Annotated in this window: 16 protein-coding genes; 8 read left to right on the top strand and 8 right to left on the bottom strand. The window is 68.7% G+C overall.

Translation table 11 applies throughout. The features are described from left to right. Positions 1-9: 9 nt before the first annotated feature. The 6 genes from fabB to Q1A87_RS01230 all read left to right on the top strand — a co-directional run bounded on the left by fabB (position 10) and on the right by Q1A87_RS01230 (position 4832). On the top strand, positions 10-1242 hold the full coding sequence (gene fabB / locus Q1A87_RS01255) for a beta-ketoacyl-ACP synthase I (RefSeq protein WP_299646229.1): 1233 nt from the start codon (positions 10-12) through the stop codon (positions 1240-1242). A 4-nt stretch (positions 1243-1246) separates the two neighbouring features. Further along, complete coding sequence (locus Q1A87_RS01250) at positions 1247-2029, top strand: enoyl-ACP reductase (RefSeq protein WP_299646228.1); 783 nt, start codon at positions 1247-1249, stop codon at positions 2027-2029. A 114-nt stretch (positions 2030-2143) separates the two neighbouring features. Beyond that, entirely contained in the window at positions 2144-2335 is a 192-nt protein-coding gene (locus Q1A87_RS01245; RefSeq protein ID WP_299646226.1) for a hypothetical protein, read from the top strand. A gap of 50 nt (positions 2336-2385) precedes the next feature. After that, positions 2386-3075 (top strand): haloacid dehalogenase type II, encoded by a 690-nt coding sequence (locus tag Q1A87_RS01240; RefSeq protein ID WP_299646224.1) that lies wholly within the window; start codon positions 2386-2388, stop codon positions 3073-3075. Then, positions 3076-3900: an alpha/beta hydrolase gene (locus Q1A87_RS01235; RefSeq protein WP_299646222.1), complete on the top strand. Its 825-nt coding sequence runs from the start codon at positions 3076-3078 to the stop codon at positions 3898-3900. Beyond that, the gene (locus Q1A87_RS01230; protein ID WP_299646220.1) at positions 3882-4832 is read left to right on the top strand and encodes a threonine/serine dehydratase; all 951 of its coding nucleotides are present in this window, start codon (positions 3882-3884) and stop codon (positions 4830-4832) included. The genes Q1A87_RS01235 and Q1A87_RS01230 overlap by 19 nt, the downstream gene beginning before the upstream one ends. On the opposite strand, the gene Q1A87_RS01225 is transcribed toward Q1A87_RS01230, so the two are convergent. Then, a complete protein-coding gene (locus tag Q1A87_RS01225; protein ID WP_363322936.1) occupies positions 4823-6019 on the bottom strand; it encodes a TCR/Tet family MFS transporter in 1197 nt (398 codons plus the stop codon). The genes Q1A87_RS01230 and Q1A87_RS01225 overlap by 10 nt on opposite strands. 27 nt (positions 6020-6046) lie before the next feature. Continuing rightward, positions 6047-7522, bottom strand: a complete 1476-nt coding sequence (locus Q1A87_RS01220; protein WP_299646218.1) for a DEAD/DEAH box helicase — start codon at positions 7520-7522, stop codon at positions 6047-6049. Between the two features lie 224 nt (positions 7523-7746). Here Q1A87_RS01220 and Q1A87_RS01215 point away from each other — a divergent pair, with 224 nt between their 5' ends. Continuing rightward, positions 7747-8172: an OsmC family protein gene (locus Q1A87_RS01215; protein ID WP_299646216.1), complete on the top strand. Its 426-nt coding sequence runs from the start codon at positions 7747-7749 to the stop codon at positions 8170-8172. A 57-nt stretch (positions 8173-8229) separates the two neighbouring features. Here Q1A87_RS01215 and Q1A87_RS01210 read toward each other — a convergent pair whose 3' ends face one another. From Q1A87_RS01210 to clpS, 5 genes are read right to left on the bottom strand one after another with little or no spacing between them, the layout of a single operon-like run. After that, positions 8230-8598 carry a hypothetical protein gene (locus Q1A87_RS01210; protein ID WP_299646214.1) on the bottom strand — a complete coding sequence of 123 codons (369 nt, stop codon included), beginning with the start codon at positions 8596-8598 and terminating at the stop codon, positions 8230-8232. Then, positions 8595-10226: a peptide chain release factor 3 gene (locus Q1A87_RS01205; protein ID WP_299646212.1), complete on the bottom strand. Its 1632-nt coding sequence runs from the start codon at positions 10224-10226 to the stop codon at positions 8595-8597. Before Q1A87_RS01205 ends, Q1A87_RS01210 begins: the two co-directional genes overlap by 4 nt. A 35-nt stretch (positions 10227-10261) precedes the next feature. Beyond that, entirely contained in the window at positions 10262-11074 is an 813-nt protein-coding gene (locus Q1A87_RS01200) for an SDR family oxidoreductase (RefSeq protein ID WP_299646210.1), read from the bottom strand. Next, positions 11071-12009, bottom strand: a complete 939-nt coding sequence (locus Q1A87_RS01195; RefSeq protein ID WP_299646208.1) for a methyltransferase — start codon at positions 12007-12009, stop codon at positions 11071-11073. Before Q1A87_RS01195 ends, Q1A87_RS01200 begins: the two co-directional genes overlap by 4 nt. A gap of 55 nt (positions 12010-12064) precedes the next feature. After that, on the bottom strand, positions 12065-12388 hold the full coding sequence (gene clpS / locus Q1A87_RS01190) for an ATP-dependent Clp protease adapter ClpS (protein ID WP_299646206.1): 324 nt from the start codon (positions 12386-12388) through the stop codon (positions 12065-12067). A gap of 104 nt (positions 12389-12492) precedes the next feature. On the opposite strand from clpS, the gene Q1A87_RS01185 reads away from it, so the two are divergent. Beyond that, entirely contained in the window at positions 12493-13185 is a 693-nt protein-coding gene (locus Q1A87_RS01185) for an HAD family hydrolase (RefSeq protein ID WP_299646204.1), read from the top strand. A 101-nt stretch (positions 13186-13286) separates the two neighbouring features. Here the strand turns inward: Q1A87_RS01185 and serS are convergent, their stop codons facing one another. After that, positions 13287-14579 (bottom strand): serine--tRNA ligase, encoded by a 1293-nt coding sequence (serS, locus tag Q1A87_RS01180; protein ID WP_299646203.1) that lies wholly within the window; start codon positions 14577-14579, stop codon positions 13287-13289. Positions 14580-14699 lie beyond the last annotated feature (120 nt).

The raw sequence follows: 14699 nt of genomic DNA, 5'->3' as shown, positions 1-14699 counted from the left end.
GAACAGACCATGCTTCGACGCGTCGTCGTCACCGGGATCGGGATCGTCTCGCCGATCGGGAACACCCCCGACGAGGTCGAGGCCTCGCTGCGTGCCGGCAAATCCGGCATCACATTCTCCGAGAGCTACGCCAACCACGGCTTCCGCAGCCAGGTCCACGGCGTGCCGGACATCGTGCTCGAGGACCACATCGACAAGCGGCAGCTCCGCTTCATGGGCCCCGGCGCGGCCTACAATTACATCGCGATGGAACGCGCCATCGCCGATGCCGGGTTGGAGCCCGGTGAGGTCTCCCACGAGCGGACCGGCCTCGTGATGGGCTCCGGCGGGCCGAGCACGTCGAACTTCTTCACCGCCTTCGACACCGTGATCGAGAAGGGCAGCCCGAAGAAGATGGGGCCGTTCATGGTCACGCGCTGCATGTCCTCGACCAACTCCGCCTGTCTGGCCACGCCGTTCGGGATCAAGGGCGTCAACTACTCGATCACCTCGGCCTGCACGACCTCGCTGCATTGCATGGGCAACGGCGTCGAGCAGATCCAGTTCGGCAAGCAGGACATCGTCTTCGCCGGAGGCGGCGAGGAGGTGGACTGGACGCTGAGCTGCCTGTTCGACGCGATGGGCGCGATGTCGTCCAAGTACAACGACACGCCGGAGCTCGCCTCCCGCCCTTTCGACGCCAACCGGGACGGTTTCGTGATCGCCGGCGGTGCGGGGGTCGTCGTGCTGGAGGAGCGGGACCGGGCCATCGCGCGCGGCGCCACGATCTACGGCGAGGTGACGGGCTACGGGGCGACCTCCGACGGGGTCGACATGGTGGCTCCCTCGGGCGAGGGGGGCGAGCGCTCGATGCGCCTCGCGCTGAGCCAGATGCCGGAGGGCCGCCGGATCGATTACATCAACGCGCATGGCACCTCGACCCCGGTGGGCGACGTCAGGGAGATCGTCGCGGTCCGCAACGTCTTCGGCGAGGGTTCCACCCCGCCGGTCACCTCCACCAAGGCGATGACGGGCCATTCGCTCGGCGCTGCGGGCGTGCAGGAGGCGATCTATTCGATGCTGATGATGAACAAGGGATTCATTGCGCCGTCGATCAACGTGACCGATCTCGACCCGGAGCTCGCTCCGGCCGAGATCGCCACCGAACTGCGCGAAGATGTCGAGATTGATTCGATCCTGTCGAACTCCTTCGGGTTCGGCGGCACGAACGGCACCGTCATCATCTCGAAGCATCTGGAGTAGACCGATGGGATTGATGGACGGGAAGCGCGCACTCGTGATGGGGGTCGCGAACGATCACTCCATCGCCTGGGGGATCGCGCGGGTGCTGGCGGCCGAGGGTTGCGAGCTGGCCTTCACCTATCAGGGCGAGGCCTTCGGCAAGCGGGTCCGGCCGCTTGCGGCGACCCTCGGTTCCGAGACGCTTCTCGACGTGGACGTGACCGACGACGCCTCCCTCGACGGCGCGTTCGAGACGCTGGCCGAACAGGGGCCGCTCGACGTGATCGTCCACGCCATCGCCTATTCCAACAAGTCCGAGCTGACCGGGCGCTTCGTCAACACGAGCCGCGCGAACTTCAAGCATTCCCTCGACATCTCCTGCTACTCGCTGATCGAGATCGCGCGCCGCGCCGCGCCGCTGATGACCAATGGCGGCACGATCCTGACGCTGACCTTCGACGGTTCGCAGCGGGTCATGCCGCATTACAACGTGATGGGCGTCGCCAAGGCCGCGCTCGAGGCGACGGTGCGCTACCTCGCCGCCGATCTCGGCCCCGACGGCATCCGCGTGAACGCGATCTCGCCCGGGCCGATGAAGACGCTGGCGGGTTCGGCCATCGGCGGCGCCCGCCGGACGTTCAAGCACGCGGAGGCCAACGCGCCGCTGCGCGCCAACGCGACGCTCTCGGCCGTGGGCGGCACCGCACTCTATCTCGCCTCCGCGCACGGCGCCTGCACGACGGGCGAGATCGTCCACGTGGACGGCGGATTCCACGTCATGGGCATGCCGCGGCCCGACAATCTCTGACCGGTTTCCGGCGGCATCGAAAAATCGACGAAAAGTCTTGCCGTTTCCGCCGCATTCTCGCCATTCCGGCAGGCGACCCCGTTTGCATCGAAGCCCGAGCGAGCGGACCCGCCGATGCCCCTACCGAGACCCATCCCGATCGACGCCCAGGGCGTGGTCTGCCTCGATTGGCTCGTACTGACGATCTGCCTCGTCCTGACCTCGCTCGCGGTCATCGCGAACGGGCCGCCGCGTATTCTCGACGCCGCGTCTGTGGAATGCGAGGGGACAGGGCCCTGTGCCTTGGTCCGCGCTGCCCTCGACTAGTCCCGCAGCCCGTGGCAGGGTCCGCCCGATCCGACGCGAGGGGCCTGGACGTGACCATCGACACCTGCATCTTCGACGCCTACGGCACGCTCTTCGACGTGACCTCCGCGGCGCGGCTGGCGGCCGAGGAGGGGAACCATCCGGCGCTTGCGGAACGCTGGCAGAAGGTCGCCGCAGATTGGCGGGAGCGGCAGCTTCAATACACCTGGATTCGCGCGATCACCGGTGAGCACGCCGATTTCTGGCAGGTCACGAGCGAGTCGCTCGATTACGCGCTCGAAGCCTCCGGCCTCGAGGGGGAGAACGGCCTCCGGGACAGGTTGAAGGAGCTCTATGTCGATCTTGCCGCGTATCCGGAGGCGCCCGCCATGCTGGAGCGTCTGAAGGACGCCGGACTCGCGACCGGTATCCTGTCCAACGGCTCGCCCGAGATGCTGCAATCGGCGGCGAAGTCGGCGGGGATCGGGCGATTGCTCGATCATGTCCTGTCGGTCGAGTCGGTCGGAATCTACAAGCCGTCGTCCAAGGTCTACGACTTGGTGAACCGGGCCTTCGACTGCGCGAAGGACGACGTGCTTTACGTCTCGTCGAACGGCTGGGACGTGGCCGCCGCGGCGGGCTACGGGTTCCGCACGGCCTGGGTGAACCGGGCCGGGCAGCCGATGGACCGTCTGCCGTGGCGCCCCGATCACGTCCTGGACGACCTGACCGGCGTGCCCGAGCTGGCGGGGTCGATCTGAGTGCCCGAGTTCAAGACATCCGACAATTTGCGCCTCTGGTACGAGGATCAGGGCGACGGCCCGCCGCTCCTGTGCCTGAGCGGGCTGACGCGGAACTCCACCGATTTCGACTACGTGCTGCCCTATCTGGTGGGCGAGCACCGGGTGATCCGGCTCGATTACCGGGGCCGTGCCAAGTCGCAGCGTGCGCCGGACTGGCAAACCTACAACATCCCGACCGAGGCGCGCGACGTGGTGGAGCTGCTCGACCATCTCAGCCTCGACCGGGTGCCGATCCTCGGCACGTCGCGCGGCGGGCTGATCGGCATGGCGCTGGCGCTCACCGCGAAGGCGCGACTGGGCGGGCTTTGCCTCGTCGATATCGGCCCGGAGATCTCCGAAGACGGGATGGAGGCGATCCGCGGCTATGTCGGGCTCAACCCCGAGGCGGCGACGCACGACGACGCGGTGGCGGGGCGTGCCGCGCTGATGGCCGGGTTCGTGGACGTGCCCGAGAGCCGCTGGCGCGAGGAGGTCGAGAAGCATTACCGGGAGACGGATGACGGCCTCGTCATCAACTACGACGCCAAGCTGCGCGACGCGGTGCTGGCCGCGGGAGAGGGGCCGCCGCCCGATCTCTGGCCGCTCTTCGACGCGCTGGACGGATTGCCGCTGGCCTGCATCCGGGGCGCGAATTCGGACCTGCTCAGCCCAGAGACGCTGGCCGAGATGCGGCGGCGCCGGCCCGACATGATCGTGGCGGAGGTGCCGGGTCGCGGCCACGTCCCGTTCCTCGACGAACCCGAATCGCTGGAGGCGCTGAACGAATGGACGATGCTTCTCTGACGGAGGCGGTCACCCGCGCCGATATCGAGGCCGCGGCCCGGCGGATCGCGGGCCACGCGGCGCGCACCCCCCTCCTGAACGCGCCGTCGCTCGACGCGGTCGCGGGCCGGCGGATCTTCGTGAAGGCGGAATGCCTGCAGAAGACCGGCAGCTTCAAGTTCCGCGGCGCTTTCAACGCGGTGTCGCAGGGAACCGGCGGCGTGGTCGCCTATTCGTCCGGCAACCACGCACAGGGCGTTGCGCTGGCCGCGCGCATGGCGGGGCGGGAGGCGGTGATCGTCATGCCCTCGGATGCGCCGGCGGTGAAGGTCGCCAACACGCGCGGCTACGGCGCGGAGGTCGTCCTCTACGACCGTGCGAACGAAAGTCGGGAGGAGATCGGGCAGGCGCTGCAGGCGGAGCGGGGCCTCGACTTGGTGAGACCCTACGACGATCCGCGGGTGATCGCGGGGCAGGGGACCTGCGGGCTCGAGATCGCGGACGACCTGCTCGACGGGATCGACGAGGTGCTGGTCTGCTGCGGCGGGGGCGGTCTGACGTCGGGCACCGCGCTCGCGCTGGAGGGTCGCGCGCGGGTCCGCCCGGTGGAGCCCGAAGGGTTCGACGACGTGACGCGCTCCCTTGCCTCCGGCCGGCGGGAAACGAACGCGAAGCTGACCGGCTCGCTCTGCGACGCGATCCTTACGCCGTCGCCGGGGGCGCTGACCTTCCCGATTCTCCACCGGCTCTGCGGTCCGGGGCTCGTCGTCACCGACGAGGAGGCGCTGCGCGCCGGGGCGCTGGCCTGGACGCATCTGCGGATCGTGCTGGAGCCGGGCGGCGCGGTCGCGCTCGCCGCCGCTCTGTTCCACCACGAGGGCGACGTGGCCGTGGTCGCCTCGGGCGGCAATGTCGATCGGGAGACCTTCGTCCGCGCGCTCGCCTACGCCTGAACGCCGCGCGCATTCTGGCGCCAGTAGAGAAGCCACGCCATCGCCATCAATCCGCTCGCCGCAAGGAACGGGGCGCCGGGAAAATGCCGCGCACCCTCCGTCGCGAGGTTGAAGATCCGCGCCATGACGAGCGGTGACAGGATGGCCGCGATGGCGGTGATCGACGCCAGCACACCCTGCAATTCGCCTTGGGCGTCGTCGTCGGCGATGCGGCTGGCCAGCCCCTGGATCGCCGGCTGCACCAGCGCACCGAGCGCGGAGAGCGGGGTGAGGATCAGAAGCAGCGTGCCGTTCGGGACATAGGCGATGGCGACGAGGATGGCGACGTTGTAGGGCAGGAACCACGCGATCGTCCGCCGCTCCCCCAGCCACGGGATCACCCACCGGATCACGACGCCCTGCACGACGATCATGGAGATGCCATAGACCGCGAGCGACAGGCCGACCATTCCCTCGCGCCAGCCGAAGGCGGATTGCGTGAAATACGCCCAGACGGCCGGATAGACCCAGTTCGCGACCTGAAATACGAACCACAGCGCGAGCAGCGCGCCCATACCCGGCAGCGCGTTGAGGGCGCGCAGGCTGCCCAGCGGGTTCGCGCGGCGCCAGTCGAAGGCGCGCGGACGGCGCAGCGTCTCGGGCAGGACGAGGAGGCCGAAGACGACGTTCGCGCCCGCGAGGAGCGCCGCCGCCCAGAACGGTGCTCGCGCGCCGTACTCGCCGAGGATGCCGCCGAAGGCCGGGCCGAGGACGAAGCCCGCCCCGAAGGCGGCGGAGACGAGGCCGAAATTGGCGGCTTTTTCCTCCGGCGCCGAGATGTCGGCCATGAAGGCGGTGGCGGTGGCCATCGTCGCGGCCGCCACCCCCGCGATCACCCGTCCGATGAGGAGGAGCCAGAACGTGTGCGCGACGGACATGAGCACGTAGTCGAGGCAGATCACCGCCATCGACACGAGCAACACGGGCCGACGCCCGAACCGGTCGGAAAGGTTGCCGATCAGCGGCGAGAACAGGAACTGCATCAGCGCGTAGGCGGAGGCGAGAACACTGCCCCAGAGCGCGGCCTCGCTGAGTCCGACGCCCTGCACCTCCTCGAGTAGCGCGGGCATCACCGGCATGATGAGACCGATGCCCATGGCCTCGATCACCATCGTCACCAGGATGAAGAGGACGGGCAGACGGATCATCTGGACGATCCGCCGCCGGGCGGGCCGTCAGCCCTCGGCGCGCCGTTCCTCGAAGCTCATCTCGATGAAGCCCGGCACGTGGTCGCCCAGACCGACGACCTTCGGGCCGCTGTCCTGCCGGCCGCGTCCGCCACGGCGGGGCCCGCGATCCTCGTCAGCACGTCCGCCCCGGTCCCAGCGATTGTCGCGCGGTGCGGCCACGGGCTCCTCGGCCACGGCGACATCTGCCGGCGCCTCCTGAGCGGGTTCCACCACCGCCTCCGGCTTGTCCTTCTTCCGACTCCGCGAGCGGGAGGCGGTGCGCTTGGGAGCCTCCTCCTCGATCTCGTCGGGCTTGCCCCTGGGCGCTGGCGCGCTCCACGGGTTTTCGCCGCGCGGAATCTCCGAGCCGACGAGATGCTGGATCGCGTCGAGATACTTTGAGTCCGACGGGGTCGAGAGCGTGTAGGCGATACCGGTCTTGCCGGCACGGCCGGTGCGGCCGATCCGGTGGACGTAATCCTCCGCATGGCTCGGGACGTCGAAGTTGAAGACGTGGCTCACGTTCGGGATGTCGAGGCCGCGCGCCGCCACGTCGGAGGCCACGAGGAAGCGCAGCGTGCCGTCCCGGAACCCATCGAGCGTCCGCGTCCGCTGCGACTGGTCGAGATCGCCGTGGATCGGCTCGGCGTCGTAGCCATGCTTGCGGAGCGATTTCGCCACCACGTCGACCTCGGTCTTGCGGTTGCAGAAGATGATCGCGTTGCGGAGCGCCGCGCCGTCACGCTCGATGATCGTCCGCAGGATCTCGCGCTTGTCCTTTGCGGCCATGTCACGCCGCCGGGGCGTGTGCTCGATCAGAATCTGCTCGATCGCGTCCGAGGTGGAATTCTGCCGCTCGACCTCGATCCGCTCGGGGTTCGAGAGGAACTTGTTGGTGATCCGCTCGATCTCCGGCGCCATGGTCGCCGAGAAGAACAGCGTCTGGCGGGTGAAGGGCGTCATCTCGAAGATTCGCTCGATATCGGGGATGAACCCCATATCGAGCATCCGGTCGGCCTCGTCCACGACCATGATCTGCACGCCGGTCAGCAGCAGCTTGCCGCGCTCGAAATGGTCGATGAGCCGCCCCGGCGTGGCGATCAGCACGTCGACGCCGCGGTCGATGAGCTGGTCCTGCTCCTTGAAGGAGACACCGCCGATGAGGAGCGCCTTGGTCAGGCGGCTGCCCTTGGCGTAGGTGTCGAAGTTCTCGGCCACCTGCGCGGCGAGCTCCCGCGTGGGGGCGAGCACGAGCGAGCGCGGCATCCGCGCACGGGCCCGGCCCTTCGACAGCATGGTGATCATCGGCAGCGTGAAGCTCGCCGTCTTGCCGGTGCCGGTCTGCGCGATGCCGAGCACGTCGCGCCCCTGGAGCGCGGGGGGAATCGCCCCCTTCTGGATCGGCGTCGGTGTCGTGTATCCGGCGGCCTCTATGGCCTTGAGAACCTTCGAATCGAGGTTCAGGTCGGTAAAGCTGGTCATGAGCGTCCTGTTTGGAGCGGAGGGCCGTATTGCCGGACCACTCTGGGGTTTGTGGGACGCCGATCTGCCTGTGCGCCCCGCGGTAACGTCTGCCCGCATTCGGCAGGCGCGAAACCAGTATCAAAAGGAAGGCCGGCGGTCAATGTCGGCTGACGGAGCCGTCTGAGGGAACGGCCGGGCGCGGCTGCGGGTTACTGCCGGCAACACGGATGAAAGGATACGACATGCCGAAGAAACACGGCTCCGCCCATTGGGAAGGCAGTCTGAAGGAGGGCACGGGCACGGTCTCCATGGAATCCGGCGCGCTCGACAAGCAGCCCTACGGCTTCGGCCAGCGATTCGAGGACAAGCCGGGCACCAATCCCGAGGAGATGATCGCCGCCGCCCATGCCTCGTGCTTCTCGATGGCGCTCAGCATGGTGCTGGGTCAGAGCGAGATGACGCCCTCGGCCATCGACACGGATTGCACGGTGACGCTCGATCAGGTCGACGGCGGGTTCGCCGTGACCAAGTCGCATCTCGACGTGACGGTAAGCGTGCCCGGCGCATCGGAGCAGGACGTACTCGACGCCTGCGAGACGGCGAAGGCGAATTGCCCGATCTCCAAGCTTCTGGCGACGGAGATCACGATGGACGCGAAGGTCGTCTGACCTCACCCGACCGATTACTACAGGATCGCTCCGGGCAGTCGGCCCGGGCCGATTCACTCAATCGCCCCCGGCATTCGCGCGGTCGACCAGTCGGGCAAGGGCGGGGTCGCCTGACGCTGCGCGCGATATGACGGTCGACATGCCCGGACGCTGCGCAAGGTCCGCGAGCGGGTCCGAGAGGCAATCGGCCTCGTCCTGCGGCAATCCGGCGCGGATCGCGTCCAGCGCCAGATCGGGATGTTCCGCGATCAGGTGGTCCATCACCGCCCCGGTCCAGCCATCCGCGGCACCGCTCTCGGTCTCACCGGAGACGAGGTAGGCCACGTAACGCGCGGCGAAGCGGTCGAGCGGCAGGTCGCCCTCTGGGAGCGCGTCCGTCGTCGCGGGCAGGCCGAGCGCCGCGGCGACCGTGGCGCGCGGGATCACCCCATCATCTCCTTCGTCGCCGACAGCGTCACCTCCGGGTGATCGCGTTCGATGCGGTCGATGTCCCATTGCAGGCGCGTCAGGAAGACCGGGTCGCCGTCGTTGTCATGGGCGATGTGCTGCTTGTTCTTCGCGATCACGCCCTCGACCGCGTCCTTCGGGCCGGAGAGCCAGCGCGCGGACTGGAACTGCGAGGCGTCGAAGCGGACGGGCAGGCCGTATTCCAGCTCGATCCGGCTCGCCAGGACATCGAATTGCAGCGCGCCGACCACGCCGACGATGAAGCCGGAGCCGATGGCGGGCTTGAAGACCTTGGCCGCGCCCTCCTCGGCGAACTGCATCAGCGCCTTCTCGAGATGCTTGGCCTTCATCGGGTCGCCCGCGCGCACCCCCTGCAGGAGTTCGGGCGCGAAGGAGGGGATGCCGGTAAAGCGCAAGCTTTCGCCCTCGGTCAGCGCGTCGCCGATGCGGAGCTGGCCGTGGTTCGGGATGCCGATGATGTCGCCGGCCCAGGCTTCCTCGGCGAGCTCGCGGTCGGCGGCGAGGAACAGGACCGGGTTCGAGATCGCCATCGGCTTCTTGGAGCGCACGTGCATGAGCTTCATGCCGCGCTCGAAATGCCCCGAGGCGAGGCGGACGAAGGCCACCCGGTCGCGGTGCTTGGGGTCCATGTTGGCCTGCACCTTGAACACGAAGCCCGCGACCTTCGTCTCATCGGCGCTCACCTGCCGCGGCTCGGCGCGCTGGGGCTGCGGGGGTGGGCCGTATTCGGCGATGCCGGCCATCAGTTCCTGCACGCCGAAGGAGTTGATCGCGGAGCCGAACCAGATCGGCGTGAGCGAGCCCTCGAGGAAGGCGGCCGCATCCATCGGCGGCAGAAGCTCCCGTGCCATCTCCAGCTCGTCGCGCAACGTCGCCAGCAGGTCGGCCGGCACACGCTCGACGAGCTTGGGGTCGTCGAGGCCCGAGATCTTCACCGTTTCCGCGACGCGGTTCCGGTCCGCCCGGTCCATCAGCTCCAGCCGGTCGTGGATCAGGTCGTAGCAGCCGATGAAGTCGCGCCCGACGCCGATGGGCCAGGAGGCCGGCGTCACGTCGATGGCGAGGTTCTCCTGAATTTCGTCAATGATCTCGAACGTGTCCCGGCTCTCGCGGTCCATCTTGTTGCAGAAGGTCAGGATCGGCAGGTCGCGCAGACGGCAGACCTCGAAGAGCTTCCGCGTCTGGCTCTCCACGCCCTTGGCCCCGTCGATCACCATCACGGCCGCGTCCACCGCCGTGAGCGTGCGGTAGGTGTCCTCCGAGAAGTCCGAGTGGCCCGGCGTGTCGACGAGGTTGAAGCGGTAGCGCTCCGTCCCCCGCGCGAAGTCGAAGGACATCGCCGAGGCGGAGACGGAGATGCCGCGGTCCTGCTCCATCTTCATGAAGTCCGACCGGGTGCGTCGCGCCTCGCCTTTGGCGCGGACCTGTCCCGCCATCTGGATCGCGCCGCCGTAGAGAAGGAACTTCTCGGTCAGCGTCGTCTTGCCGGCATCCGGATGCGAGATGATCGCGAAGGTGCGGCGGCGGCCGATCTCGGGCGGCAGCGGCGGGGCGTTGGTTAGAAGCGTGTCGGGCATGGGCGGCATATAGGCGGGGCGGGGATGCGCCGCAATCGCGCCGCTCAGTGCGCCGGCTCGACCACCGGGTCGATCAGCGTGCGGCCTCCGTCCACGGTCAGGACCTGGCCGATCATGAAGCCCGACGCGTCGGAGGCGAGGTATTGCACCGTCTCGGCAAGCTCGGACGGGGCGGCGATCCGGCCGAGCGGCGTGGCGTCGATGATGCCCTGCCGCAACTCCTCGGCATCGGCCAGACGAATCTGCAGGTTGTTCGACATGACCGAGCCGAGGGCGATGCCGTTGACGCGGATGCGCTCGGCCGCCAGCGAGACCGCGAGGCTGCGCGTCGCCTGATCGAGCGCGGCGGCGCTGATCGAGTAGGCCAGAAGCTCCGGCTGCGTACGCCGTCCGGCGATGGAGCCCACGTTGACGATCGTGCCGATGATCCCCTCGTCCTGTCCGTCCCGGGCGGCCTGATGGATCATCCGCTTGGCGACCGCCTGGCTCAGGCGCAGGGCGGTCATCAGGTTCTGCTCCAGGAGCGTCATCACCGAGTTGTCCTCGGCGTCGAGCGGGTCGGTGATCAGCATCTGGCGCGAAGCGTTCACGAGGATGTCGACGCGGTCGTAGGCGTCGATCGTGGCCGAAAGCAGGTTCGCGATGGTCAGCCGTTCCCGCAGATCGCCCGCGAAGTAATGCAGGCGGGCGCCTTCCTCCATCTGCGCGTCGCCCACCTCCGCCTCGAGCCGGCTCTCGTCGCGGTCGGCGAAGACGACGTTCGCCCCCTGCTCGACGAAGTGCCGGGCGATGGCGAGGCCGACCCCGTTCGCGGCCCCCGTGACGATGGCGGTCTTGCCTTCGATGCTGAGGCTCATGCGCGGCTCCGCTGCGGTCTCTCGGCCTGGATCACCTTGTAGCCCGCCATTTCGCCGAGCACCACGACGGAGCCGAACGCGTCCTGCAACGTCGCCTCGTAGGGCAGGTGCCGGTTCGCCACGAAGACGGACCGGCCCCGCGGCGCGGTCAGCCGGGCTGCGGCTCGCACGAAGGCGCGGCCAAGCTCGGGATCGGCCTTGCGGGACGTGTGGAAGGGCGGGTTGCAGATGACGTGGTCGAACGGCGCCGCCTCGAAGCGCGTCGCGTCCGCCCAGTGGAAGACGGCGCGCGGATCGGGGGCATTCGAGCGGGCGCAGTCGAGGGCGATCCGCTCCGCCTCGACCAGCGCCACCTCGGTGACGTCCGGCGAGGCGAGCGCCGCCCGCGCGAGGAAGCCCCAGCCCGCGCCGAGATCGCAGACCCGCCCGGCGAGCGGTCCCATCTCCGCGGCGAGCAGGGCCGAGCCGGGATCGATGCCGTCGGCGGAGAAGACCCCCGGTCGCGTGACGAACCCGTCCGCCTCGATCGGTCCGTCCGTCCAGTCCGCCGGCGCCGGCGCGGCCGGGAAGGCGAAGCACTTGCCATGCGCCTTCGAGAAGACCTCGCCCACGTCGAACGCAGCGCGGCAGGCCTTCAGCAGCGAGTCGATCCCGTCGCCCTTCTGCCCGTCGACGACGACCGGCGCGCCCATGGGCAGGGCGGCGCAGGCCCGGGCGATAAGCGCGCGGGCGAAGGCCTTCGAGCGCGTGGCGAAGACCACCGCGCCGTCGAGCGCGCCCTCAAGTTCCGGTGCGACCGCCAGCCCGCGCCCCGCGAGGGCGTCGTGGTCCGGTCTGAAGCCGTGCACCGCGACAAGCCGCCCGGGATCGAGCCCTTCCAGGTCGAGATCGACGGGCGGACGGAACAGCGCCACCCGTCCCTCGGGAAAGGTCACGGCACCGGCCGCGTGGGCGAGGGACAGGCGGGACTGCACGACCGTGAAGGGAGGACTAGTCCTCTTTCTCCATCGTGCATTGCAACGGATGCTGGTGGCGGCGCGCGTAATCCATGACCTGCGCCACCTTGGTCTCGGCGATCTCGTGGCTGAAGACGCCGACCACGGCGAGGCCGCGCTTGTGCACCGTCAGCATGATCTCGACGGCCTGCGAATGGCCGATCTGGAAGAACTTCTCGAGCACCATCACGACGAATTCCATCGGCGTGTAATCGTCGTTCAGGAGCATGACCTTGTAGAGCGGGGGCTTGGCGGTCTTCGGACGGGTCTTGGTGACGACGGAGGTGTCGCCGTCGCCGTCGTCGGGAGTTTGGGCCATGGCTGTGATCTCGAGCGGAGACATGGGGGGCGATCCATTGGCGGGGTGACGGGCTGCGTGCCTTGATATAATGAACGCGGCGCACGAGGAAAGGGGGTCGCGGCATGACGGTTACCACGATCGGGTTCGACGCCGACGACACGCTCTGGCAGAACGAGAACTTCTTCCGCCTGACGCAGGAGCGCTTCGCCGCGCTGCTGGCCGACCATGCGGAGAGCGACCACCTGATGGAACGTCTGCTCGATGCGGAGCGTCGCAACCTCGGACATTACGGATACGGCATCAAGGCGTTCATGCTCTCGATGATCGAGACCGCGATCGAGGTGACCGACGGCCGGGTGCCGGCAAGCGTCATCGGCGAGATCCTGGCGGAGGGACGAGAAATGCTGCGCCATCCCGTCCATCTTCTCGACGGAGCGGAAGACGCGGTGCGGGCGCTCGCGGGCTCTCACAACCTCGTGCTGATCACCAAGGGCGATCTGCTCGACCAGGAGCGAAAGCTCGCGGAATCCGGCCTGCGCGATCTGTTCGACGGGGTCGAGATCGTCAGCGACAAGACCCCCGCCACCTATCGCCGCGCCTTCGCGCGCCACGGCGACGGGCCGGACCGCGCGCTGATGGTGGGCAATTCGATGAAATCCGACGTGATCCCGGCCATCGAGGCCGGCGCCTGGGGCGTGTTCTGCCCCTCCGAGATCGAGTGGGCGCTGGAGCGCGCCGAGGCCCCCGAGGACGCGCCGCGCTTCCGCCGCATCGTGAGCCTCGCGGATCTGCCCGGTCTCGTCGCGACCATCTGACGGCGGCGCAGGGGGCGGGTCGCGGAGCCTCCGGCGGGAGTATTCGGACCAAGAAGAAGGCGCATTCCCGCTTCTTCTTGGCTCAAATACTCATTCCCGGCTCAGACCAGCTCGCCTTCGGCCGTTAGCGTCAGCCGGCCGCCGAGCCAAGGGCCGAGCACCTCGGGCAGGGCGACGGAACCGTCGGCACGCTGGCCGTTCTCGAGCACCGCGATGAGGCAGCGGCCGACCGCGAGGCTGGAGCCGTTCAGCGTGTGGACGTAATCGGGCTTGCCGCCGCCCGCGGGGCGGAACCGCGCGTTCATCCGGCGGGCCTGGAAATCGCCGGTGGTCGAGCAGGACGAGATCTCGCGGTAGGTGCCCTGGCCCGGCAGCCAGACCTCGATGTCGTGGGTGCGCCGCGCGCCGAAGCCCATGTCGCCGGTGCAGAGCACGACGGTGCGGTAGGGCAGGCCCAGCCGCTCGAGGATGCCCTCGGCGCAACGGGTCATCCGGTCGAGTTCCGCCCGCGACCGGTCGGGATGGGTGACCGATACCATCTCCACCTTCTCGAACTGGTGCTGGCGCAGCATCCCCGCCGTGTCCCGACCGGCGCTGCCCGCTTCCGAGCGGAAGCAGAGCGTGTGCGCGACCATGCGGCGGGGCAAGGCGGCCTCGTCCAGCACGTCCCCGGCAATGGAATAGGTCAGCGTGACCTCGGAGGTCGGGATGAGCCAGTAGCCCTCGCGCGTCAGGAAACTGTCGTCGCCGAATTTCGGCAGCTTGTCGGTGCCGAGCATCGCGTCGTCGCGCACCAGTACGGGGGTCATGTGCTCCATCAGCCCGTTCTCGGCCACATGCGTATCCAGCATGAACTGCGCGAGCGCCCGGTGGATGCGTGCGACCGCGCCGCGGAGCAGGACGAAGCGGCTGCCCGAGAGCTTGGCGGCGGTCTCGAAATCCATGCCCGGGATCACGCCCGCGATCTCGAAATGCTCCTTCGCAGCGAAGTCGAAGGTCGCGGGCTCGCCCCAGCGGGCGATCTCGACATTGTCGGCCTCGTCCTTGCCGTCGGGGACGTCGGCATCCGGCAGGTTCGGGATCTCGAGAAGCGCGGCGCGCAAGGCCTCGTCGGCTTTCCGTGCCTCGTCCTCGAGGGCCGCGATCTCGTCCTTCTTGGCGGCGACGAGCACGCGCAGCCGCTCGAACTCCGCGTCGTCGCCCGCGGCCTTGGCGGCGCCCACCTGCTTCGAGGCGGCGTTGCGATCCGCCAGCGCGGCCTCCGCCCCGGTGATCGCGCGGCGGCGCGTCTCGTCGAGAGCGAGCAGGTCGGCCGAGACTGGCGCCAGTCCCCGACGCGCCAGCGCGGCGTCGAAGGCGGCAGGGTCGTCGCGGATGGTGCGGATGTCGTGCATGGCTCGGTTCCCCGATGTCGTCGCGTCGCCCGCGACATGCCACAGCGCTTCCCGCGCGGCCAGAGGTTGCCACCGCTGCTTGCACGCCCGATATGCGGCGCATAGGTTCGCCCACGATTT

Source organism: uncultured Jannaschia sp., from assembly GCF_947494055.1.
GTDB lineage: Bacteria > Pseudomonadota > Alphaproteobacteria > Rhodobacterales > Rhodobacteraceae > Jannaschia.
The sequence above is the reverse complement of the archived record's forward strand: the minus strand, read 5'-3'. Positions and strand labels throughout refer to the sequence as shown.

Excerpts from the sequence above, each read along its gene's own strand:
- Q1A87_RS01220 (WP_299646218.1), bottom strand. The coding sequence starts at position 7,522 with ATGACCAGCTTTACCGACCTGAACCTCGATTCGAAGGTTCTCAAGGCC.
- Q1A87_RS01250 (WP_299646228.1), top strand. The coding sequence starts at position 1,247 with ATGGGATTGATGGACGGGAAGCGCGCACTCGTGATGGGGGTCGCGAAC.
- Q1A87_RS01215 (WP_299646216.1), top strand. The coding sequence starts at position 7,747 with ATGCCGAAGAAACACGGCTCCGCCCATTGGGAAGGCAGTCTGAAGGAG.
- clpS (WP_299646206.1), bottom strand. The coding sequence starts at position 12,388 with ATGGCCCAAACTCCCGACGACGGCGACGGCGACACCTCCGTCGTCACC.
- serS (WP_299646203.1), bottom strand. The coding sequence starts at position 14,579 with ATGCACGACATCCGCACCATCCGCGACGACCCTGCCGCCTTCGACGCC.
- Q1A87_RS01245 (WP_299646226.1), top strand. The coding sequence starts at position 2,144 with ATGCCCCTACCGAGACCCATCCCGATCGACGCCCAGGGCGTGGTCTGC.
- Q1A87_RS01205 (WP_299646212.1), bottom strand. The coding sequence starts at position 10,226 with ATGCCGCCCATGCCCGACACGCTTCTAACCAACGCCCCGCCGCTGCCG.
- fabB (WP_299646229.1), top strand. The coding sequence starts at position 10 with ATGCTTCGACGCGTCGTCGTCACCGGGATCGGGATCGTCTCGCCGATC.
- Q1A87_RS01185 (WP_299646204.1), top strand. The coding sequence starts at position 12,493 with ATGACGGTTACCACGATCGGGTTCGACGCCGACGACACGCTCTGGCAG.
- Q1A87_RS01225 (WP_363322936.1), bottom strand. The coding sequence starts at position 6,019 with ATGATCCGTCTGCCCGTCCTCTTCATCCTGGTGACGATGGTGATCGAG.
- Q1A87_RS01200 (WP_299646210.1), bottom strand. The coding sequence starts at position 11,074 with ATGAGCCTCAGCATCGAAGGCAAGACCGCCATCGTCACGGGGGCCGCG.
- Q1A87_RS01230 (WP_299646220.1), top strand. The coding sequence starts at position 3,882 with ATGGACGATGCTTCTCTGACGGAGGCGGTCACCCGCGCCGATATCGAG.